The sequence below is a fragment of the Pseudomonas sp. ITEM 17296 genome, assembly GCF_028895205.1.
GTDB lineage: Bacteria > Pseudomonadota > Gammaproteobacteria > Pseudomonadales > Pseudomonadaceae > Aquipseudomonas > Aquipseudomonas kermanshahensis.
This window is the reverse complement of the sequence record NZ_WJRS01000029.1, coordinates 35,484-54,895: the sequence shown is the minus strand read 5'-3', so window position 1 is coordinate 54,895 and position 19,412 is coordinate 35,484. Positions and strand designations below refer to the sequence as shown.

Sequence of the window (19,412 nt, the reverse complement as noted above, 5' to 3'; positions counted from 1 at the left end):
CGTCCTTCAGAGGTAGTTGCCTGATGTACAAGGACCTCAAGTTCCCCATCCTCATCGTCCACCGTGCGATCAAGGCCGACAGCGTCGCCGGTGACCGCATACGGGGGATTGCCGAAGAGTTGAGCCAGGATGGCTTTGCCATTTTGGCCGCAGCGGACCACGCCGAAGCGCGACTGGTCGCCGCCACCCACCACGGCCTTGCCTGCATGCTGATCGCAGCCGAAGGCGTGGGCGAAAACACCCACCTGCTGCAGAACATGGCCGAGCTGATTCGCCTGGCCCGCTTGCGCGCGCCAGACCTGCCGATTTTTGCCTTGGGCGAACAGGTCACCCTGGAAAACGCCCCCGCCGAGGTCATGAGCGAGCTGAACCAGCTGCGCGGCATTCTGTATCTGTTCGAAGACACCGTGCCGTTTCTCGCACGCCAGGTGGCCCGCGCTGCCCACAGCTACCTCGACGGCCTGCTGCCGCCCTTTTTCAAAGCCCTGGTGCAGCACACCGCGCAATCCAATTACTCCTGGCATACACCGGGCCACGGCGGCGGCGTGGCCTATCACAAGAGCCCTGTAGGCCAGGCCTTCCACCAGTTTTTTGGGGAAAACACCCTGCGCTCGGACTTGTCAGTCTCGGTGCCGGAGCTGGGTTCGTTGCTTGATCACACCGGCCCGCTGGCTCAGGCAGAGGCCAGGGCCGCGCGTAATTTTGGTGCCGACCACACCTTCTTCGTGATCAACGGCACCTCCACCGCCAACAAGATCGTCTGGCACGCCATGGTCGGCCGTGATGACCTGGTGCTGGTGGACCGCAACTGCCACAAGTCGGTGGTCCACGCGATCATCATGACCGGGGCCATCCCGATCTATCTTTGCCCGGAACGCAATGAGCTGGGCATCATCGGCCCGATCCCGCTCAGTGAATTCAGCCCAGCTTCGATCCAGGCAAAGATCCAGGCCAACCCCCTGGCCCGTGACCGCGGGCAGCGCATCAAGCTGGCGGTGGTGACCAATTCCACCTACGACGGCCTGTGCTATCACGCCGGGCTGATCAAGCAGACGCTCGGTGCCAGCGTCGAGGTGCTGCACTTTGACGAGGCCTGGTTCGCTTACGCAGCGTTTCATGAGTTCTTCGAGGGGCGCTACGCCATGGGCACGGCCTGCGCGGCCGACAGCCCATTGGTGTTCAGCACCCATTCCACGCACAAGTTGCTGGCGGCATTCAGCCAGGCGTCGATGATTCATGTGCAGGACGGCGCCAGGCGCCAGCTGGACCGGGACCGCTTCAATGAAGCGTTCATGATGCACATCTCGACCTCGCCGCAGTACAGCATCCTGGCGTCCCTGGACGTGGCCTCGACCATGATGGAAGGGCCGGCCGGGCGCTCGCTGTTGCAAGAAATGTTCGACGAGGCGCTGAGCTTTCGCCGCGCGCTGGCCAATTTGCGCACGCACATCGCTGCCGCCGACTGGTGGTTCAGCATCTGGCAGCCGCCGACGGCAGAAGGCATCCAGCACCTGGCCGCGCAGGACTGGCTGCTGCAGCCGGGGGCTGAGTGGCATGGTTTTGGGGAGGTGGCGGGCAACTACGTGCTGCTCGACCCGCTGAAGGTGACCTTGGTCATGCCCGGTTTGAGCGCAGGCGGTGTGCTGGGCGAGCAGGGTGTTCCGGCAGCGGTGGTCAGCAAATTTCTCTGGGAACGTGGGCTGGTGGTGGAAAAGACCGGCCTGTACAGCTTCCTGGTGCTGTTCTCCATGGGCATCACCAAGGGCAAATGGAGCACCTTGCTGACCGAGTTGCTGGAGTTCAAGCGCCACTACGATGGCAACACGCGGTTGAGCGCCTGCCTGCCCAGTGTGGTGGCAGCCGATGCCTCACGTTATCAGGGGATAGGGCTGCGCGACCTGTGTGACCAGTTGCACGAATGCTACCGCGCCAATGCTACGGCCAAGCAGCTCAAGCGGCTGTTCACGCGTTTGCCGGAGGTGGCTGTCAGCCCGGCCCGGGCGTATGACCAGATGGTGCGCGGCGAAGTGGAGGCCGTGCCGATCGAGGCCCTGCTGGGACGGGTGGCGGCGGTGATGCTGGTGCCGTATCCGCCGGGCATTCCGTTGATCATGCCGGGAGAGCGGTTCACCGAAGCGACCCGCTCGATACTCGACTACCTGGCATTTGCCCGGGCGTTCAACGATGGCTTCCCCGGATTCGTCGCCGACGTGCATGGCCTGCAGAACGAAAATGGTCGCTACACCGTGGATTGCATCAAGGAATACGAATGATCTCGACGCCGGTCTGTGCCAGCTCGAAACGGTTTTCGCCCAGGTGGTTGACCCGATCGCCGATGGCCAGGCGATAGGTGGTGATTGGCGCGCCCAATGTGCTGCCGTCGACTTGGAGGGTCGACTCTTGGAACTCGTGGACGGGGTAGATGCGGCCTTCGGCGTCACGGGCGTGGAATTGGCCGACCATTACTGCTGCCATTTGGGTGAAAACCTCTGAATTACGTAAGAAATGTCTGGAAACATAGACCGTACAAGATACCCGGAAGTTTTCGCCGGGTGGAAAAAAAACCAAAGCGCCGAGAAACGGTCATCTATAACTACAACGTCCTCTTAGCCAGCAAAGGTTGGAAATCGCCATGAGCCAGGTGTATTCGGTAGCGGTCGTCGTCGGCAGCTTGCGCAAGGATTCCTACAACCGCAAGGTAGCCCGCGCACTTTCGGAGCTGGCGCCGTCCAGCCTTGCCTTGAAGATTGTCGAGATTGGCGATCTGCCCCTGTATAACGAAGACGTCGAGGCCACCGCGCCAGCGTCCTGGAAGCGCTTTCGTGACGAGATTAGCCGCAGTGACGCTGTGCTGTTCGTCACGCCGGAGTACAACCGTTCGGTGCCGGGTTGCCTGAAGAACGCAATCGATGTTGGCTCACGGCCTTATGGCGAAAGCGCTTGGAGCGGCAAGCCGACGGCAGTGGTGAGTGTGTCGCCGGGGGCCATTGGCGGCTTTGGTGCCAACCATGCCGTGCGCCAGTCGCTGGTGTTTCTCGACATGCCTTGCATGCAGATGCCTGAGGCGTACCTAGGGGGCGCGGCGAACCTGTTCGAGGAATCCGGCAAACTCAACGATAAGACGCGGCCGTTTCTGCAGGGGTTTGTCGACAAGTTCGCTGCGTGGGTGAAGTTGAACAGGGCGGTCTGAAGCCCTGTTCAGGTGCGGGGGCGCAGGGCGGCCTCGGCGTTTATCGGAAGCTGTAGGAAACCCCCGCATAAACCCCAAACCCTTCACCCGGCGTCGAGCGTGCAATGTCCTGCCCGGCGTCGTTGTAGCCTGGCGTTACTGTCGCGGCGTAGCGTTTGTTGGTCAGGTTGCGTAGGTCCAGCCAGGTCTGCCAGTCCTGTTTTGGTGAGTCCCAGCCCAGGCGCGCGCCGAGCAAGGCATAGGCGTCGGCGTGATAGCTGTTGGCATAATCCACCTGCACCTTCGACGCCATCTGCGTGTTGACCCCGGCATAAAAGCCGCTGGGCCAGTCGTAACGCAGCTCACCCTGGTAGTAGTGCATGGGGATGCCCGGCAGGCGGTTGTCGCCGAACTGCTCGTCGTCACGGTAGTGGAAGTCACTGAAGGTGTAGGCCTGGCGCAGGCTCAGCTTGCCTGTACCTGCTTGCTCCCACAGCGTAGTGTCCAGGCCTGCCTCGACACCCTGGTGCACGGTGGCGCTGGCATTGAACTCTTTGGCCGGCAGGCCTGGCACGATTTCCACGGCCAACAGTTCGTGGCGCACTTGCGAGTAATACCAGGCCAGGTCCCAACGCCCCAACGCCGAGTCGCCGCGCGCGCCGAGCTCCAGCGTGGTGGCTGTCTGATTTTGCAGGTCGATCGGCTGCGTCGCTACCGGTGAGCTCCAGATCAGCGACCAGGGGTGTGGCGGCTCGACCGAGCGGCTCAGGTTGCCGTAAACCTGCAGTTGCGGGCTGATGTCGTAGCGCAGGCCCAGGCGCGGCGCGTAGTCCCAGTCATGCTGGCTGACCTTGCCCCCCGTGAGCGGGTAGCTGACGTCGCTTTCGCGGCGGGTGTAGATCATCGCCAGGCCGGTGGTCAGCCACAGGTCCGGCATCAGCTCCAAGTCGTTGCCTGCATGCAACACGGTGTCCGAGCCCTGGTAGCTGAAGTCGCGGCTGCGTGCGCCGAAGTCATCGCCGCTGGTGCGGGCAAATTGCGAGGCGCCACTGTTGGGCAGGTGTTTGGTGGTTCGCCAGCCTAGGGTGGTCTTGCTCTCGCGGCCCAGCAGGGTGTCGCGGCGGAAGTAGTTCAGGGTGCCGCTGACATCGGTGTAAGCGACCTTCAGGCGCATCGGGCCTTCGCGCAGGTCCATGGGGAAGTCGTGATAGACCAGCCCGGCTTCCACCCGGGCATCGTCCTCGAGGTAGAAGGTGGTCTTGTTGGCCACCCAGGTGCTGCCCGGTTGCGGGCGGCTGTCGTCGCGCGCCAGGTACGCCGCGTTGGCGGCACGCGGGTCATGCTTGATCTGGTCTTTGGTCAGGCGCCCGGCCAGGTCGTTCTCGGTTTCCCGGTAACGCAGGTAGAAACGCGTTTCCAGGTTCGGGTTGAAACGGTAGCCGACGTTCGCGGCAATACCTTTGGCACTGCCACTGCTGTGCGCCTGATAGCCGTCGTATTCCGAGTCGGTCAGCGCCACGTAGTAATCGAGGTTGCCCAGCACCTGCCCAGAGCTGATGTGCCGATGCTGATAGCCGCGGCTGCCGACCTCGTATCGCACCTGCAAGGGCGCAGCATCGTAGCCGGTATGGGTCACGTAGTTGATGGCGCCACCCAGGGCCAGGGCGCCTTGATCGAAGCCATTGGCCCCGCGCAAAACCTCGGCACGGCTCAGCCACAGCGGTTCGAACAGCTCGTATGGGGTACCGCCTGGGCCGGTGAGCGGCAAACCGTCGAACATCGTGTAAACCCCGGAACCGTGCGCCCCGGGTGCCCGGTTGATGCCCGACCCACGGATCGACAGCTTGATACCGTCATTGCCCGCCGACTGGGCGAACACGCCAGGCTGGTAGGCGAGTACATCCTGGTTACTGGCGACCCGGCCTTGCCCCACACGCTGCATGTCCACCAGGTTGCTGGCGCCTGGGATTTCGCGCAAACGCTCGCTGGCGGCCGTCAGTTCGCTTTGCTCCTCGTCGGTGATCAGCACCTGGCCCAACTCGACCGATTGTGCGGCCAGGGCCGGTGGCGTGGCGGTGATGGCAGCCAGCAGGCCAAGGCAAGACGAGAGGGGTAAAACGGAACGCATTGTACGACTCCAGGCGAAAGGCGAATGGACAACGGCGTTGAGACGAGCGAAACGGCGCTTGGAGCACGAAGAACTGCAGTAAATCTCGCGCAACCTTCGTCAGACGGTTTTGTAGGCAAGTTCTTTACAAGTTGCTTGGCTGGAGACGGTGCGGGGGGCTTCGTAAGGTGTTTGCAGATCGGCAGTGATGCCTCTCTCAAACACTCGTGGAGTTCAACGATGAATGACAACGCACGACACTCGCCCGAATCCCTCTCGGATTCACCCATCCACCTGACGCCGCGTGAGCGGCAGGTATTGCTGTGGTGTGCCTACGGCAAGAGCTCGTGGGAAATTGGCCAGATACTGGAGTGCAAGGAGTCAACGGTGAACTTTCACGTTGCGAATATCTTGCGCAAGTTCGATGTGCCTACACGTGTGGCGGCCGTCATCAGGGCGATTCGCTACGGCATGCTGGCCGAGCAGTGAGGGGGGATGAACATGAATCAGCGTACAGCAACTCATCTTGAACCTGCTGCCGTAGGGCCCCGGTTCCCGGACTGCCATGACCCGTTCTGGCCGCGCCTGGAGCTGGCAGCATTGCGTGAGCGCTTGCAGCTTCAGCCCGATACCAGCCAGGCGCATTTCGAGGTTGCAGCACAATGCGCCGCTATCGATGCAGCGCGAGAGTTCGCACGTTGGCGCGCGGCACTGCGTGAGCGGGGCTATAAACGCCTGGAGGATGTGTCCGGGCACGATCATGGGCGGGCACTGCTGGTTTGTTACACGCGCTTTGTAGAGGCCTCGATACTGCGAGATCTGCGCGCAGTTCCCCAGCGGAAGGCGTCGCGCGGGGGAGGTGCTTATGCGTGAATGCACATTGTTCGAGGGCCTGTTCGTGGCTGCTCTGGAGCTCGTGGGCATGGATGGCACGGTCCTGTTCAGCGCGTTGCTGGGGGCCCTGTTGGTCAGCGCCGCTCGAGACCGCTTGATCACCAATACATCCACGCGCCTGACGATCTGCAAGAAAGGGCTGCTGGTGTTCGTGACCGTAGGTGTGGGCCACCTGTTCGAGCCGTTGGTGATGTCCCTGGCGCCCATGCTTACCCGTGGCATGGCCGCCTTCGTGGCAGCAGTGGTGGTAATCCCGATCAGCCTAAAGGTCATGGCTTCGCTGGATGCGCTGGACCCGAAGGAAATCATCCAGCGTTGGCGACGCAGAGGTTAACGGCTGAGGGTGTCAGGCAGGTGTTTGGCAAGCGCGCTCAGTTGCTGTTCCAGTTGTTGGATACGTTGTTTGTCCTGGATGAGCAGCAGCACCGCCTGGCGGTCGTCTGCAGAAAGCGTGCGTAGCCGCTCGAGCATGTCCCGCTCCCAGTCATCCTTTTCAGCGTTGCGATTTTGTACGGGTTCACCCAGCAGCAGCCAGTCGAGGGAGCACGCATGCTGCCTGGCGATTGCTATGCATATTGAGTATGGAATGCTGTCGCGTACCTTCCAGCTGCTCAACGTCTGTGGGCTGATGGCCAGCGCTCTGGATAGCTCAGCATCCGTCTCGCACCCCATCAAAAGCTTCAGGCGCGCAAGTACAGGCGATAGCAAGTGAGTACTCATAACAATTATCCATGTCTGGTTTAATGATATTCCATGGGCTTAAACTACTCGTTATGAATACAGCCCTGCGTTTTAAGGAGCATTTCTGCAATGAAAAGCATCAAACTGAAGAATACATTCACTTCCGCAGTAAATACTGACAAAACTAAACGATCATTCTCACAGATCGGCGGCGTGTTTAATGCCTGCAGGTGCCTGCCGTGAGTACGTATAAGCTGGTCTGCCCGCATTGCAACAGCCGTATGCGCATACGTACCAGTGAGGGGCGCCATATATTTCTTCGGGTCGCCTACCTGCAATGCACCACCGAGGCCTGTGGCTGGTCAGTGCGAGCCGAGTTTGAAATGACCCATGAACTTTCTCCCAGCGGTATGCCCAACCCTGAAGTCCACCTGCCATCGGCCAATGGTGACCTGCGCAGGGCCGCATTGCCTGAAGCGGTCGAGTAGGCAGCCCATTGGCGCAGAAAAAAAAACACCCCGCATGAGCGGGGTGTTTTGTATTGCAGGGCTGATCAGCCGATCAGTTGCAGGCCGGCCTGCTGAACCATTTCCAGCAGCGGTTGCGGGTAGACACCGAGCACGAAGGCCAGGATAGCGATGGCCAGCAGCATGACGCCGCCGGTGCGCTGTTCCCACTTCAGCGGGGCATCGTGACGACGCAGGTTTGGCTCGACCAGGTACAGGGTGACCATGACGCGCAGGTAGTAGTAAACACCGATGGCGCTACCGATCACCAAGGCGCCGACCAGCCACCACAGGTGCGACTCGACGCCGGTGGCGATGATGTAGAACTTGCCGATGAAGCCTGCAGTCAGCGGGATGCCGGCCAGCGACAGCATCATCACGGTGAGCACGGCAGTCAGGTACGGACGGCGCCAGAACAGGCCACGGTACTCGTACAGGGCGTCCGCATCACGGCCGCCGTACGGCGAGGACATCAACGTGATGACGCCGAAGGCACCCAGGCTGGTGATCACGTAGGTGACCAGGTACACGCCCATGGCTTCCAGGGCCAGGCCCTTGCTGGCGACCAGGGCGATGACCAGGTAACCGAAGTGGGCGATCGACGAGTAACCCAGCAGACGCTTGAGGTTGCTCTGGGTCAGTGCCAACAGGTTACCGACCAGGATCGAGGCCACCGCGATCACCGCCAGAACGGTGCTCAGCACGCCGCTACTGGCAGCAGGGGAGAGCATGAACAGGCGCACGACCACGGCGAATACCGCAACCTTGCTGGCGGTGGCCAGGAACGCAGCGACCGGCGCCGGAGCACCTTCGTACACGTCCGGGGTCCACAGGTGGAACGGCACCAGCGACAGCTTGAAGGCCAGGCCGACCAGCATCATGCCCAGGCCCAGTTGTGCGACCAGGCTTGGCATGTTGGTGGCTGCCAGGGCTTTACCGATCTGGTCGAAGCTCAGGCTACCGGCATCAGCGTACAGCAGTGCCATGCCGAACAGCAGGAAGGCAGAACCTGCAGCCGACAGCACCATGTACTTGATACCGGCTTCCAGCGAACGCTTGTTGAAGAAGGCATACGCCACCAGGCCATAGACCGGCACCGACAGCAGCTCCAGGCCGATGAACAGGCCGGCCAAGTGGTTGGCACTGACCAGCACCAGGCCACCCAGTGCCGACATCAGCAGCAGCAGGTAGAGTTCTTCACGGTTGCCCGGGAAGCCTTTGGCGCCTTCGCCAAGGTAGGCGTGGGCCAGCGTGACGCAGGCCAGCGTGGCCACCAGGATGATCGCCATGTACAGGCAGGCGAACTTGTCGATGGTGATCAGCGAGGTGACCGCCAGGGGCGCGACCTTCAGTGCTGGCAAGATCGACAGCAAGGCCAGGTTCAGGCCCACGGTGGACAGCAGGAAGGTCTGCGAGTGGTTGCGCTTCCAGGCGATCGCCAGCATCACCACCACCGTGGTGATGGTGGTGATCAGCATCGGCGCCAATGCGATGAAGTGTTGAGTGGTGAATTCCATAGCGCTCTTACCGGGCCGAAGCGAGTTGAGTGAAAGCGGAACCAAGCCACTGCTGCACACCGCTCATGGTGGCGGCAGAAGTGTCGAGGAACGGCTGCGGGTACACACCAAGCACGATCAGCAGCACTGCCAGGCCCAGCACCATGATCAGCTCGCGGCCGTCCATGCCGGCCAGCACGGTGTCGCTTTTGCTTGGGCCGAAGTAGGCGCGGTGGATCATGATCAGCGAGTAGACCGAGCCGAAGACCAGGCCGGTGGTGGCGATCACGGTGATCCACGGCACGCTGGCGAAGCTGCCGATCAGGATCAGGAACTCGCCGACGAAGTTGCCGGTGCCTGGCAGGCCCAGCGATGCGGCGGCGAAGAACAGGCTGATCGCAGGCAGGTAGGCGATGCGGTGCCACAGGCCACCCATTTGACGCATGTCACGGGTGTGCAGGCGCTCGTACAGCTGGCCGGACAGGATGAACAGCGCAGCAGCCGACAGGCCGTGTGCCAGCATCTGGATCACCGCGCCTTGCAGGGCTTGCTGGCTGCCGGAGTAGATACCGATCAGCACGAAGCCCATGTGCGAAACGCTGGAGAAGGCGATCAGGCGCTTGATGTCGGTTTGCGCGAAGGCCAGGAAGGCACCGTAGAAGATACCGATCAGGCCCAGGGTCATGGCGATCGGTGCAAACTCGGCCGAGGCGTTCGGGAACAGCGGCAGGGCGAAGCGCAGCAGGCCGTAGGCCGCCGTCTTCAGCAAGATACCCGCCAGGTCCACGGAGCCTGCAGTCGGTGCCTGGGCGTGCGCATCAGGCAGCCAGGAGTGGAACGGCACCACCGGCAGCTTGACCGCGAAGGCGATGAAGAAGCCCAGCATCAGCACGTACTCGACACCGGCCGGCAATTCGGCCTTGAGCAGGTCGCTGTAGTTGAAGGTGAGTACGCCGGTGGTGTTGTAGTTGACCAGCACTAGGCCAAGGATCGCCACCAACATGATCAGGCCGCTGGCCTGGGTGAAGATGAAGAACTTGGTTGCTGCGTAGATCCGGGTCTTCTTGCCGTCTGCAGAGCTGTGACCCCAGAGCGCGATGAGGAAATACATCGGCACCAGCATCATTTCCCAGAAGAAGAAGAACAGGAACAGGTCCAGGGCCAGGAACACACCGACCACGCCGCCCAGAATCCACATCAGGTTGAGGTGGAAGAAGCCGACGTGGCGCTGGATCTCTTTCCAGGAGCACAGTACCGACAGCACACCGAGCAGGCCGGTCAGCAGGATCATCAGCAGCGACAGGCCGTCGAGGGCCAGGTGGATGCTGATGCCGAAGCGCTTGATCCACTCGACTTTGTATTCGAGTGCCCAGGCAGGTTCGGCGCCCGGAGCAGGGGCCAGGGTGTAGTCGCCGGTGCCCCACAGGTACAGGCCGATGCCGAGCAGCAGGGACATGGTCAGCAGCGCGATCCAGCGCGGCAGGGTGGCGCCGAAGCGCTCACCCAGCCAGCACAGGAAGCCGCCGATGAAGGGGATCAGGATCAGCCAAGGCAAAATCATGACGGGTTGGTTTCCTTTGGCAAAGTCGCAAGATTCATAGTCATACCGCGGCCACTACCACAGCACCGAGTACCAGCACGGCGCCGACGGCGATCGAGGCGGTGTACCAACGCAGCTGGCCGGTCTCGGTCTTGCTCATGGCGACGTGGCCGCCACGGGCCATCCGAGGGATCAGGCCAATGCTGCGGTCAACCGGGTCCTTGCGCAGGATGTGGCTGATCAGCAGGTAAGGTTTGACGAAGAGCTTGTCGTAGATCCAGTCGAAGCCCCAGGCAGCGAACCACCAGGCCGACAGGACGCGGCCGATGCTGCTATTGGCGACGGCGCTGACGAAACGACGCTTGCCCAGGAACAGCAGGGCCGACAGCAGGATACCGGCGATGGCGATGGCACCCGAGGCGATCTCCAGCGAGTGCTTGGCGTCGCCACCGGCATGGCCGGCGCTTTCAGGCAGTACACCGGCCAGTGGCGGGGTGATCCAGGCGCCGACGAAGGTCGACAGCACGATCAGCACGCCCAGCGGCAGCCAGTGGCTGATGCCGTGGCCCGCGTGGGCTTCGGTCTTGGCTTCGCCGTGGAAGGCGATGAAGATCAGGCGGAAGGTGTACAGCGAGGTCATGAACGCACCGACCAGGCCGGCGTACAGCAAACCGGTGTTGCCGCTGGCGAAGGCTTCCCAGAGGATTTCGTCCTTGGAATAGAAGCCCACGGTCACGATTGGCAGGGCAGCCAGGGCAGCACCACCGACCACGAAGCTGGCGTAGGCCAGCGGCAGTTTCTTCCACAGACCGCCCATCTTGAAGATGTTCTGCTCGTGGTGGCAGGCAACGATCACCGCACCGGAGGCAAGGAACAGCAGGGCCTTGAAGAAGGCGTGGGTCATCAGGTGGAAGATCGCCGCGTCCCAGGCGCCAACGCCCAGGGCCAGGAACATGTAGCCGATCTGGCTCATGGTCGAGTAGGCGAGGATACGCTTGATGTCGGTCTGAACCAGCGCGGCGAAGCCGGCCAGTACCAGGGTCACACCGCCGACTACGCCGACCAGGTGCAGGACGTCCGGCGCCAGCAGGAACAGGCCGTTGGTACGGGCGATCAGGTATACGCCCGCGGTCACCATGGTTGCGGCGTGGATCAGTGCCGAAACCGGGGTCGGGCCCGCCATTGCGTCGGCCAGCCAGGTCTGCAGCGGCAGCTGGGCCGATTTACCGACCGCGCCACCCAGCAGCATCAGGGTAGCCAGGACCATCCAGGTGTCACCCGCCTGGAACTTCTGCGGTGCCAGCACCAGCAGTTCCTGCACGTTCAGGGTACCCAGCTGGGCGAACAGGATGAACAGGCCGATGGCCATGAACACGTCGCCGATACGGGTGACGATGAAGGCCTTGAGTGCTGCGTTACCGTTGTTGCGGTTGCTGTAGTAGAAACCGATCAACAGGTACGAGCACAGGCCCACGCCTTCCCAGCCGAAGTAGATGAACAGCAGGTTATCGCCCAGCACCAGGAACAGCATGCTGGCGATGAACAGGTTGGTGTACGAGAAGAAGCGCGAGTAACCGGCTTCGCCACGCATGTACCAGGACGCGAACAGGTGGATCAGGAAGCCTACACCGGTGACCACGCCGAGCATGGTGACCGACAGGCCGTCCACGTACAGGGTGAAGTTCGGCGCAAAGCCGTCCACCGACATCCACTGCCACAGCAGCTGGCTGTACGCACCGCCTTCAGGCGGGGCGACGTTGAACTGCCAGATCACGTAGGCGGCTGTTGCGGCCGAGAGGCCCACCGAGCCGACGCCGATCAGGGCGGACAGGTTCTCCGAGAACCGCCCGCGCGAGAACGACAGCAGCAAGAAGCCGATCAGGGGGAAGACGAAAGTCAGGAAGATAAGGTTCATCCGCGCATCTCACTGGCAGCATCGATGTCGAGAGTGTGGAAGCGGCGATACAGCTGCAGCAGGATAGCCAGGCCAATACTGGCCTCGGCGGCTGCCAGGCTGATCACCAGAATGAACATCACCTGGCCGTCGGGTTGGACCCAACGGGCACCGGCGACGATGAACGCCAGGGCAGAGGCGTTCATCATGACTTCCAGGCTCATGAGCACGAAGAGGATGTTGCGGCGGACCATCAGGCCAACCAGACCTAAGCAGAACAGGATGCCGGCGACCGCCAGACCATGCTCGAGAGGGATAGCACCCATGATTTACTCCTTCGCCTCGTTGCGGCCCAGGTGGAAGGCGGTGACGGCTGCGGCGAGCAGCAGCATCGAGGCCAGTTCGACCACCAGCAGGTACGGGCCGAACAGGCTGATGCCCACGGCCTTGGCGTCCACGGTGGTACCGCTGATGGCTGCGCCGCTTGGGGTGACGAACAGCACGTACAGCAGCTCGAGCAGCAGCAGGGCGGCGAGGATCACCGGCCCGGCCCATATGCCAGGCTTGAGCCAGCCGCGCTCCTGAGCAACCGACGCCGGCCCCAGGTTGAGCATCATCACCACGAAGACGAACAGCACCATGATGGCGCCGGCGTAGGCGATCACTTCCAGGGCGCCGGCGAACGGCGCACCCAGGGCGAAGAAGATCATTGCCACGGAAATCAGCGAAATGATCAGGTAAAGCAGGGCGTGCACGGGGTTGGTACCGGTCACCACCCGAAGGGTGGAGACCACGGCGATCCCGGATGCGAAGTAGAAAGCGAATTCCATCTTTCTGTCCTTATGGGAGCAAGCTCTTCACGTTGATCGGCTCGGCTTCGTTCTGTGCAGAGCCTTTCGGCTTGCCAGCGATCGCCATACCCGCAACACGGTAGAAGTTGTAGTCAGGGTTCTTGCCGGGGCCGGAGATCAGCAGATCTTCTTTCTCGTACACCAGGTCCTGACGCTTGAACTCGGCCATTTCGAAATCCGGAGTCAGCTGGATCGCGGTGGTCGGGCACGCCTCTTCGCACAGGCCGCAGAAGATGCAGCGCGAGAAGTTGATGCGGAAGAACTCGGGGTACCAACGACCGTCCTCGGTCTCGGCCTTCTGCAGCGAAATGCAGCCGACCGGGCAGGCCACCGCGCAGAGGTTGCACGCTACGCAGCGCTCCTCGCCGTCGGGGTCGCGGGTGAGGACGATGCGGCCGCGGTAGCGCGGCGGCAGGTACACCGCTTCTTCGGGGTACTGCAGGGTGTCGCGCTTGCGGAACCCGTGGGAGAACACCATGGCCAGGCTGCGCAGCTGAGTGCCGGTGCCCTTAACGATGTCGCCGATATACTTGAACATGGGTCAAATCCTCACTGGGCCGCGACGGCTGGCGTGTTGTAAAGCACGATCGCAGCGGTCACCAGCAAATTGATCAGGGTCAGCGGCAGGCAGAACTTCCAGCTGAAGTCCATCACCTGGTCATAGCGTGGGCGCGGGATCGAGGCGCGCAGCAGGATGAACAGCATGATGAAGAACGCGGTTTTCAGCGCGAACCACAGGAACGGCACCTGAGGCAGCAGGTCGAACGGACCGTGCCAGCCGCCGAAGAACAGGGTCACCAGCAGCGCCGAGATGAGGATGATGCCGATGTACTCACCGACGAAGAACATGCCCCATTTCATGCCGGCATACTCGATGTGGTAGCCGTCGGCCAGTTCCTGTTCCGCTTCCGGCTGGTCGAACGGGTGACGGTGAGTCACAGCGACGCCAGCGATGAAGAAGGTGCAGAAGCCGAAGAACTGCGGAATGATGAACCACAGGTTCTGGGCCTGGTATTCAACGATGTCGCGCATGTTGAACGAACCCACCTGCACCACCACGCCCATCAGCGCCAGGCCCAGGAACACCTCGTACGAGACGGTCTGTGCCGATGCCCGCAAGCTGCCCAGCAGCGCGTACTTGTTGTTCGACGACCAACCGGCGAACAGCACGGCGTACACCGACAGGCCGGCCATGGCGAAGAAGAACAGCAAGCCGATGTTCAGGTCGGCGACGCCCCAGCCCGGTGTGATCGGGATGATCGAAAAGCCGATCAGCAGGGCGCTCATGGCCACGACCGGGGCCAGGGTGAAGATCATCTTGTCGACGAAGGGCGGGTTCCAGTCTTCCTTGAAGAACATCTTCAGCATGTCGGCGGCGATCTGGAACATGCCGAACGGGCCGACACGGTTAGGACCGTAGCGGTCCTGCCACCAGCCCAGCAGGCGGCGCTCGACGAAGCTGAGCAGCGCACCGCAGACGACTACGGCCAGCAGCACCACGATAGCCTTGACGACCTGGATGATCACATCGATCACTTCGGGGGTGAACCAGCTCATTGTGCTGCCTCCTGCAGGCCTTCGACGGATGCACCGAAGATGGCAGGCGGAATGCCGGCCAGGCCTTTCGGCAGCGCGACCAGGCCAGCGCCCAGCTCTTCATTGATGCGCAGCGGCAGGCGCAGGGCCACACCGGCGACGTTCAGGCTCAGCAGGGCACCCTCGTTGACACCCAGGCGGTCGGCTTCGGACTTGGCCAGGGCCACGTAGGCAGGCTGAATGCGCTCTTGCACCGGGGCGGCGCGCGAGGAGCTTTCTTCGCTGCCGAACAGGTGGAAGAACGGCACGGCAGTCCAGGTGCCACGGGCCGGGTTGAACGCGCCCGGAATGGCGTTGAACCAGTTCAGGCGGTCGCCTTGCGATTCGATCAGGCGCACGCCCGGGTCACCGGCACGCAGATGGCCACCGACCTCGTCCTGGAACTTGTTCCAGGCTTGCGGCGAGTTCCAGCCCGGCGACCAGGCGAACGGCACTTGCTGGCGCGGTTCGACGGAGCCCGAGTAACCTTCCATCGAGAAGGCGAACGCGGTGTCCTTGTCTTGCGGGGTACGCGGCTCGTGCACGCTGATGTTGGCGCGCATGGCGGTACGGCCGGAGTAGCGCAGCGGCTCACGGGCCAGTTTCATGCCCTTGATGCGGAACGCGGCGGAAGGCGCTGCATTGACGATGCCAGCCAGTTGTGGGGCGGCTTCGGCGCAGGCGCTGGTGACGTGGTCCAGTTGGGTCCAGTCGACCGGCTTGTTCAGCAGGGTCGCACGCAGGGCGTGCATCCAGCGCCAGCCTTCGTGGACCAGGATGCTGCTGTCCAGGTATTGCGGGTCGAACACCTGGAAGAAGCGCTGGGCGCGGCCTTCCTGGCTGACCAGGGTGCCGTCGCCTTCGGCGAACGAGGCTGCCGGCAGTACCAGGTGAGCGCGTTCCAGGGTGGCGGTGTTGGAGTGGTCGGCAACGATCACGACTTTGGCTGCAGCCAGGGCGGCATCGACCTTGGCGGCCGAGACGCGGGTGTACAGGTCGTTTTCCAGGACCACGATGGCGTCGGCTTTGCCGCTGATGACCGCGTCCAGCGCGGCATCGACGGACTCACCGCCCAGCATCGCCAGGCCGAGGCTGTTGGCTTCAGGCACGACCAGGCTCAGCGAACCGTTTTTCTCGCGCAGCTTCAGGGCCTTGGCGATGTTGGCGGCGGCTTCGATCAGCGCCGGGTCGGCCAGCGAAGTACCGGCAACCACCAATGGGCGCTTGGCCGCGACCAGGGCATCGGCGATGCGCTGGGCCAGGGCCTTGGCTTCTTCGTCCAGGCCTGCAACGGCCGGGGCGCTCGGGTCGATGGCGTGGGCCACGGCGAAACCGATGCGGGCCAGGTCAGCCGGGGCTGCGTGTACGCATTCTTCAGCGACGTCATCCAGCTTGGTTTCAGCCAGGCTGGCGATGAACAGCGGGTACAGCGCGTGCTGGCCGATGTTTTTCACCGCGGCGTCCAGCCAAGGCTGCACTTTCATCGCCTCGGCCATGGCTTCGGCCTTGCCTTTGGTGGCCTGGCGTACGGACAGGGCAACGCGGGCGGCGGTCTGGGTCAGGTCTTCGCCAAGCACGAACACAGCGTCGTGGTCTTCGATGTCGCGCAGGGTCGGCACCGGCAGCGGGCTGTTGTTCAGCACGTTCAGGGCCAGGCGCACACGGGCCAGTTCGCCCGCTTCCATGCCCGAATAGAAGTAGTCGGCGCCGACCAGCTCACGCAGGCCGTAGTTGCTTTCGAGGCTGGCGCGCGGCGAGCCGATACCGACGATGGTGCGGCCGCGCAGCAGGTCGGCGGCTTTGTCCAGTGCGGCGTCCAGGCTCAGCTTGGTGCCATCGGCCAGGCGTGGCTGGCGTGGGCGGTCGGTGCGGTTGACGTAGCCATAACCGAAGCGGCCGCGGTCGCACAGGAAGTACTGGTTGACCGAGCCGTTGAAGCGGTTTTCGATGCGACGCAGTTCACCGTAGCGCTCGCCGGGGCTGATGTTGCAGCCACTGGAGCAGCCGTGGCAGATGCTCGGTGCGAACTGCATGTCCCACTTGCGGTTGTAGCGCTCGGAGTGGGTCTTGTCGGTGAACACGCCGGTCGGGCAGACCTCGGTCAGGTTGCCGGAGAACTCGCTTTCCAGCACGCCGTCTTCAACGCGGCCGAAGTACACGTTGTCGTGGGCGCCATAGACACCCAGGTCGGTACCGCCTGCGTAGTCCTTGTAGTAGCGCACGCAGCGGTAGCAGGCGATGCAGCGGTTCATCTCGTGTGCGATGAACGGGCCGAGGTCCTGGTTCTGGTGGGTACGCTTGGTGAAACGGTAGCGGCGCTCGTTGTGGCCGGTCATTACCGTCATGTCCTGCAGGTGGCAGTGACCGCCTTCCTCGCACACTGGGCAGTCGTGCGGGTGGTTGGTCATCAGCCATTCGACGACGCTGGCGCGAAACGCCTTGGACTCTTCATCTTCGATGGAGATCCAGGTGCCGTCGGAGGCAGGGGTCATGCAGGACATGACGATACGACCACGGGTGTCGTTTTCGTCGGTGTACTGCTTGACCGCGCACTGCCGGCAGGCGCCAACGCTACCAAGCGCGGGGTGCCAGCAGAAATAAGGGATGTCGAGGCCGAGCGACAGACACGCCTGTAACAGGTTGTCTGCACCGTTGACTTCGAGCGCTTTGCCGTCTACGTGGATAGTGGCCATTGTTCAAAGTTCTTCGTTGGCCCGCGTGAGCGGGCGTGGCTAATGGAAATCTGTACGCCTGCGGCCCGCCGCGAATCGTTCGGGCCGGCCTGCAGGCTGGCGGGTGGCACGGACCACCCGCAGCTCATCTTGTTATGCGCCGACCACGATCGGCCCGCTCGGTAATGGCTTGGCCAGGTTCGGGCGCAGGGCATCGGCAGCACTGGCTGGGGCGACACCGGCCTCGAATTCGGAGCGGAAGTATTTGATGGCACTGCCCAACGGCTCGACGGCACCCGGTGCGTGAGCACAGAAGGTACGGCCTGGGCCGAGGAAGTTGACCAGGCCCAGCAGGGTCTCGATGTCTTCGGCGCGGCCTTGGCCTTGCTCCAGCGAGCGCAGCATTTTCACGCTCCACGGCAGGCCGTCACGGCATGGGGTGCACCAGCCGCACGATTCGCGGGCGAAGAACTCTTCCATGTTGCGCAGCAGCGAGACCATGTTGATGCTGTCGTCGACCGCCATGGCCAGGCCAGTACCCATCCGGGTGCCAACCTTGGCGATGCCGCCGGCGTACATCTGTGCGTCGAGGTGCTCGGGCAGCAGGAAGCCGGTACCGGCGCCACCTGGCTGCCAGCACTTGAGCTTGAAGCCATCGCGCATGCCGCCGGCGTAGTCTTCGAACAGCTCACGGGCGGTGACGCCGAATGGCAGTTCCCACAGGCCAGGGTTTTTCACCTTGCCGGAGAAGCCCATCAGCTTGGTGCCGTGGTCTTCGCTGCCTTCGCGGGCCAGCGACTTGTACCAGTCGTTGCCGTTGGCGACGATGGCCGGCACGTTGCACAGGGTCTCGACGTTGTTCACGCAGGTCGGCTTGCCCCATACGCCAACGGCGGCAGGGAAGGGCGGCTTGGAACGTGGGTTGGCGCGGCGGCCTTCCAGCGAGTTGATCAGTGCGGTTTCTTCACCGCAGATGTAGCGGCCGGCACCGGTGTGCACGAACAGCTCGAAGTCAAAGCCCGAGCCCAGGATGTTCTTGCCCAGGAGGCCAGCGGCCTTGGCTTCGTCGATGGCGCGGTTGAGGTTTTTCGCTGCGGTGGTGTACTCGCCACGCAGGAAGATGTAGCCACGGTAGGCCTTCAGGGCGCGGGCGCTGATCAGCATGCCCTCGACCAGCAGATGGGGCTGTTGCTCCATCAGCATGCGGTCCTTCCAGGTGTTCGGCTCCATTTCGTCCGCGTTGCACAGCAGGTAGCGGATGTTCATGGATTCGTCTTTAGGCATCAGGCCCCACTTCACCCCCGTGGGGAAGCCTGCGCCGCCGCGGCCCTTGAGGCCGGAGTCTTTGACGTTCTGCACGATGTCGTCTTGCGACATCTCGCTCAGTGCCTTGCGGGCAGCAGCGTAGCCGTTCTTGGCCTGGTACTCGGCAAGCCAGACCGGCTCGCCGTCGTCACGCAGACGCCAGGTCAGTGGGTGGGTTTCGGCCGAACGCGCGATGCGGTTGGCCGGGCCGAAGGAAGTAATGGTCATACGTAGCCCTCCAGCAGTTTGGAAACGCCAGCAGGCTGCACGTCGCCAAAGGTGTCATCGTCGATCATCAGGGCCGGGGCCTTGTCGCAGTTGCCCAGGCAGCAGACCGGCAGCAGGGTGAAGCGCCCGTCGGCGGTGGTCTGGCCGAGGCCGATGCCCAGTTCGCTTTGGATCTGGCTGACCACCGACTCGTGGCCACCGATGTAGCAGACCATGCTGTCGCACACACGGATGATGTGGCGACCGACCGGCTGACGGAAGATCTGGCTGTAGAACGTAGCCACGCCCTCGACGTCACTGGCCGGGATGCCCAGCACTTCGCCGATGGCGTGAATGGCGCCGTCCGGCACCCAGCCACGTTCCTTTTGGACGATCTTCAAGGCTTCGATGGACGCCGCGCGCGGGTCCTCGTAGTGATGCATCTCGTGCTCGATGGCCGAGCGCTCGGTTTCGCTCAGGGCGAAACGGTCTGTCTGGATAAGCGTGCTGTTCAT

At 62.8% G+C, this 19,412-nt stretch carries 19 protein-coding genes; 6 read left to right on the top strand and 13 right to left on the bottom strand.

Going from position 1 to position 19,412, the window contains the following annotated elements; translation table 11 throughout:
• Positions 1-23 precede the first annotated feature (23 nt).
• Positions 24-2,273 carry an Orn/Lys/Arg family decarboxylase gene (locus GIB19_RS24025; protein ID WP_274888303.1) on the top strand — a complete coding sequence of 750 codons (2,250 nt, stop codon included), beginning with the start codon at positions 24-26 and terminating at the stop codon, positions 2,271-2,273.
• Here GIB19_RS24025 and GIB19_RS24020 read toward each other — a convergent pair.
• Positions 2,257-2,475: a hypothetical protein gene (locus tag GIB19_RS24020; protein WP_027592824.1), complete on the bottom strand. Its 219-nt coding sequence runs from the start codon at positions 2,473-2,475 to the stop codon at positions 2,257-2,259. The two genes, GIB19_RS24025 and GIB19_RS24020, sit on opposite strands and share 17 nt — an antisense overlap.
• A 157-nt stretch (positions 2,476-2,632) precedes the next feature.
• Between GIB19_RS24020 and GIB19_RS24015 the strand changes: the two genes are divergently transcribed.
• Entirely contained in the window at positions 2,633-3,190 is a 558-nt protein-coding gene (locus GIB19_RS24015; protein ID WP_027592823.1) for an NADPH-dependent FMN reductase, read from the top strand.
• A gap of 40 nt (positions 3,191-3,230) precedes the next feature.
• On the opposite strand, the gene GIB19_RS24010 is transcribed toward GIB19_RS24015, so the two are convergent.
• Complete coding sequence (locus GIB19_RS24010; protein WP_274888302.1) at positions 3,231-5,297, bottom strand: TonB-dependent receptor family protein; 2,067 nt, start codon at positions 5,295-5,297, stop codon at positions 3,231-3,233.
• 219 nt (positions 5,298-5,516) lie between these two features.
• Between GIB19_RS24010 and GIB19_RS24005 the strand changes: the two genes are divergently transcribed.
• From GIB19_RS24005 to GIB19_RS23995, 3 genes are read left to right on the top strand one after another with little or no spacing between them, the layout of a single operon-like run.
• Entirely contained in the window at positions 5,517-5,765 is a 249-nt protein-coding gene (locus tag GIB19_RS24005) for a helix-turn-helix domain-containing protein (protein WP_027592821.1), read from the top strand.
• Between the two features lie 12 nt (positions 5,766-5,777).
• On the top strand, positions 5,778-6,149 hold the full coding sequence (locus GIB19_RS24000; RefSeq protein ID WP_274888301.1) for a head completion/stabilization protein: 372 nt from the start codon (positions 5,778-5,780) through the stop codon (positions 6,147-6,149).
• Entirely contained in the window at positions 6,142-6,504 is a 363-nt protein-coding gene (locus GIB19_RS23995) for a hypothetical protein (RefSeq protein WP_265967987.1), read from the top strand. Before GIB19_RS24000 ends, GIB19_RS23995 begins: the two co-directional genes overlap by 8 nt.
• On the opposite strand, the gene GIB19_RS23990 is transcribed toward GIB19_RS23995, so the two are convergent.
• A complete protein-coding gene (locus GIB19_RS23990) occupies positions 6,501-6,890 on the bottom strand; it encodes a helix-turn-helix domain-containing protein (protein WP_274888300.1) in 390 nt (129 codons plus the stop codon). The genes GIB19_RS23995 and GIB19_RS23990 overlap by 4 nt on opposite strands.
• A 200-nt stretch (positions 6,891-7,090) precedes the next feature.
• Here GIB19_RS23990 and GIB19_RS23985 point away from each other — a divergent pair, with 200 nt between their 5' ends.
• Complete coding sequence (locus GIB19_RS23985) at positions 7,091-7,339, top strand: ogr/Delta-like zinc finger family protein (RefSeq protein WP_081717454.1); 249 nt, start codon at positions 7,091-7,093, stop codon at positions 7,337-7,339.
• A 65-nt stretch (positions 7,340-7,404) separates the two neighbouring features.
• Here the strand turns inward: GIB19_RS23985 and nuoN are convergent, their stop codons facing one another.
• The 10 genes from nuoN to nuoE all read right to left on the bottom strand — a co-directional run bounded on the left by nuoN (position 7,405) and on the right by nuoE (position 19,412).
• Positions 7,405-8,874: an NADH-quinone oxidoreductase subunit NuoN gene (gene nuoN, locus GIB19_RS23980; protein WP_085272593.1), complete on the bottom strand. Its 1,470-nt coding sequence runs from the start codon at positions 8,872-8,874 to the stop codon at positions 7,405-7,407.
• Positions 8,875-8,881: 7 nt separating this feature from the next.
• Positions 8,882-10,414, bottom strand: a complete 1,533-nt coding sequence (nuoM, locus tag GIB19_RS23975; protein ID WP_085272594.1) for an NADH-quinone oxidoreductase subunit M — start codon at positions 10,412-10,414, stop codon at positions 8,882-8,884.
• A 40-nt stretch (positions 10,415-10,454) separates the two neighbouring features.
• Positions 10,455-12,308, bottom strand: coding sequence for an NADH-quinone oxidoreductase subunit L (gene nuoL / locus GIB19_RS23970; RefSeq protein WP_027592816.1), 1,854 nt, complete (start codon positions 12,306-12,308; stop codon positions 10,455-10,457).
• Positions 12,305-12,613 (bottom strand): NADH-quinone oxidoreductase subunit NuoK, encoded by a 309-nt coding sequence (nuoK, locus tag GIB19_RS23965; protein ID WP_008096201.1) that lies wholly within the window; start codon positions 12,611-12,613, stop codon positions 12,305-12,307. The genes nuoL and nuoK overlap by 4 nt, the downstream gene beginning before the upstream one ends.
• A gap of 3 nt (positions 12,614-12,616) precedes the next feature.
• The gene (gene nuoJ / locus GIB19_RS23960) at positions 12,617-13,117 is read right to left on the bottom strand and encodes an NADH-quinone oxidoreductase subunit J (protein ID WP_027592815.1); all 501 of its coding nucleotides are present in this window, start codon (positions 13,115-13,117) and stop codon (positions 12,617-12,619) included.
• Positions 13,118-13,127: 10 nt separating this feature from the next.
• Positions 13,128-13,676, bottom strand: coding sequence for an NADH-quinone oxidoreductase subunit NuoI (gene nuoI / locus GIB19_RS23955; RefSeq protein ID WP_027592814.1), 549 nt, complete (start codon positions 13,674-13,676; stop codon positions 13,128-13,130).
• Positions 13,677-13,687: 11 nt separating this feature from the next.
• Positions 13,688-14,695 carry an NADH-quinone oxidoreductase subunit NuoH gene (gene nuoH / locus GIB19_RS23950; protein WP_027592813.1) on the bottom strand — a complete coding sequence of 336 codons (1,008 nt, stop codon included), beginning with the start codon at positions 14,693-14,695 and terminating at the stop codon, positions 13,688-13,690.
• Positions 14,692-17,406: an NADH-quinone oxidoreductase subunit NuoG gene (gene nuoG / locus GIB19_RS23945; RefSeq protein ID WP_274888294.1), complete on the bottom strand. Its 2,715-nt coding sequence runs from the start codon at positions 17,404-17,406 to the stop codon at positions 14,692-14,694. The genes nuoH and nuoG overlap by 4 nt, the downstream gene beginning before the upstream one ends.
• A 132-nt stretch (positions 17,407-17,538) precedes the next feature.
• Positions 17,539-18,918, bottom strand: a complete 1,380-nt coding sequence (gene nuoF, locus GIB19_RS23940) for an NADH-quinone oxidoreductase subunit NuoF (protein ID WP_274888292.1) — start codon at positions 18,916-18,918, stop codon at positions 17,539-17,541.
• The gene (gene nuoE, locus GIB19_RS23935) at positions 18,915-19,412 is read right to left on the bottom strand and encodes an NADH-quinone oxidoreductase subunit NuoE (protein ID WP_003251433.1); all 498 of its coding nucleotides are present in this window, start codon (positions 19,410-19,412) and stop codon (positions 18,915-18,917) included. Before nuoE ends, nuoF begins: the two co-directional genes overlap by 4 nt.

What these genes read in the sequence shown, in the direction of transcription:
- GIB19_RS24025 (WP_274888303.1), top strand. Translation starts at nt 24, where the DNA reads ATGTACAAGGACCTCAAGTTCCCCATCCTCATCGTCCACCGTGCGATC.
- GIB19_RS24020 (WP_027592824.1), bottom strand. Translation starts at nt 2,475, where the DNA reads ATGGCAGCAGTAATGGTCGGCCAATTCCACGCCCGTGACGCCGAAGGC.
- GIB19_RS24015 (WP_027592823.1), top strand. Translation starts at nt 2,633, where the DNA reads ATGAGCCAGGTGTATTCGGTAGCGGTCGTCGTCGGCAGCTTGCGCAAG.
- GIB19_RS24010 (WP_274888302.1), bottom strand. Translation starts at nt 5,297, where the DNA reads ATGCGTTCCGTTTTACCCCTCTCGTCTTGCCTTGGCCTGCTGGCTGCC.
- GIB19_RS24005 (WP_027592821.1), top strand. Translation starts at nt 5,517, where the DNA reads ATGAATGACAACGCACGACACTCGCCCGAATCCCTCTCGGATTCACCC.
- GIB19_RS24000 (WP_274888301.1), top strand. Translation starts at nt 5,778, where the DNA reads ATGAATCAGCGTACAGCAACTCATCTTGAACCTGCTGCCGTAGGGCCC.
- GIB19_RS23995 (WP_265967987.1), top strand. Translation starts at nt 6,142, where the DNA reads ATGCGTGAATGCACATTGTTCGAGGGCCTGTTCGTGGCTGCTCTGGAG.
- GIB19_RS23990 (WP_274888300.1), bottom strand. Translation starts at nt 6,890, where the DNA reads ATGAGTACTCACTTGCTATCGCCTGTACTTGCGCGCCTGAAGCTTTTG.
- nuoN (WP_085272593.1), bottom strand. Translation starts at nt 8,874, where the DNA reads ATGGAATTCACCACTCAACACTTCATCGCATTGGCGCCGATGCTGATC.
- nuoM (WP_085272594.1), bottom strand. Translation starts at nt 10,414, where the DNA reads ATGATTTTGCCTTGGCTGATCCTGATCCCCTTCATCGGCGGCTTCCTG.
- nuoL (WP_027592816.1), bottom strand. Translation starts at nt 12,308, where the DNA reads ATGAACCTTATCTTCCTGACTTTCGTCTTCCCCCTGATCGGCTTCTTG.
- nuoK (WP_008096201.1), bottom strand. Translation starts at nt 12,613, where the DNA reads ATGGGTGCTATCCCTCTCGAGCATGGTCTGGCGGTCGCCGGCATCCTG.
- nuoJ (WP_027592815.1), bottom strand. Translation starts at nt 13,117, where the DNA reads ATGGAATTCGCTTTCTACTTCGCATCCGGGATCGCCGTGGTCTCCACC.
- nuoI (WP_027592814.1), bottom strand. Translation starts at nt 13,676, where the DNA reads ATGTTCAAGTATATCGGCGACATCGTTAAGGGCACCGGCACTCAGCTG.
- nuoH (WP_027592813.1), bottom strand. Translation starts at nt 14,695, where the DNA reads ATGAGCTGGTTCACCCCCGAAGTGATCGATGTGATCATCCAGGTCGTC.
- nuoG (WP_274888294.1), bottom strand. Translation starts at nt 17,406, where the DNA reads ATGGCCACTATCCACGTAGACGGCAAAGCGCTCGAAGTCAACGGTGCA.
- nuoF (WP_274888292.1), bottom strand. Translation starts at nt 18,918, where the DNA reads ATGACCATTACTTCCTTCGGCCCGGCCAACCGCATCGCGCGTTCGGCC.
- nuoE (WP_003251433.1), bottom strand. Translation starts at nt 19,412, where the DNA reads ATGAACAGCACGCTTATCCAGACAGACCGTTTCGCCCTGAGCGAAACC.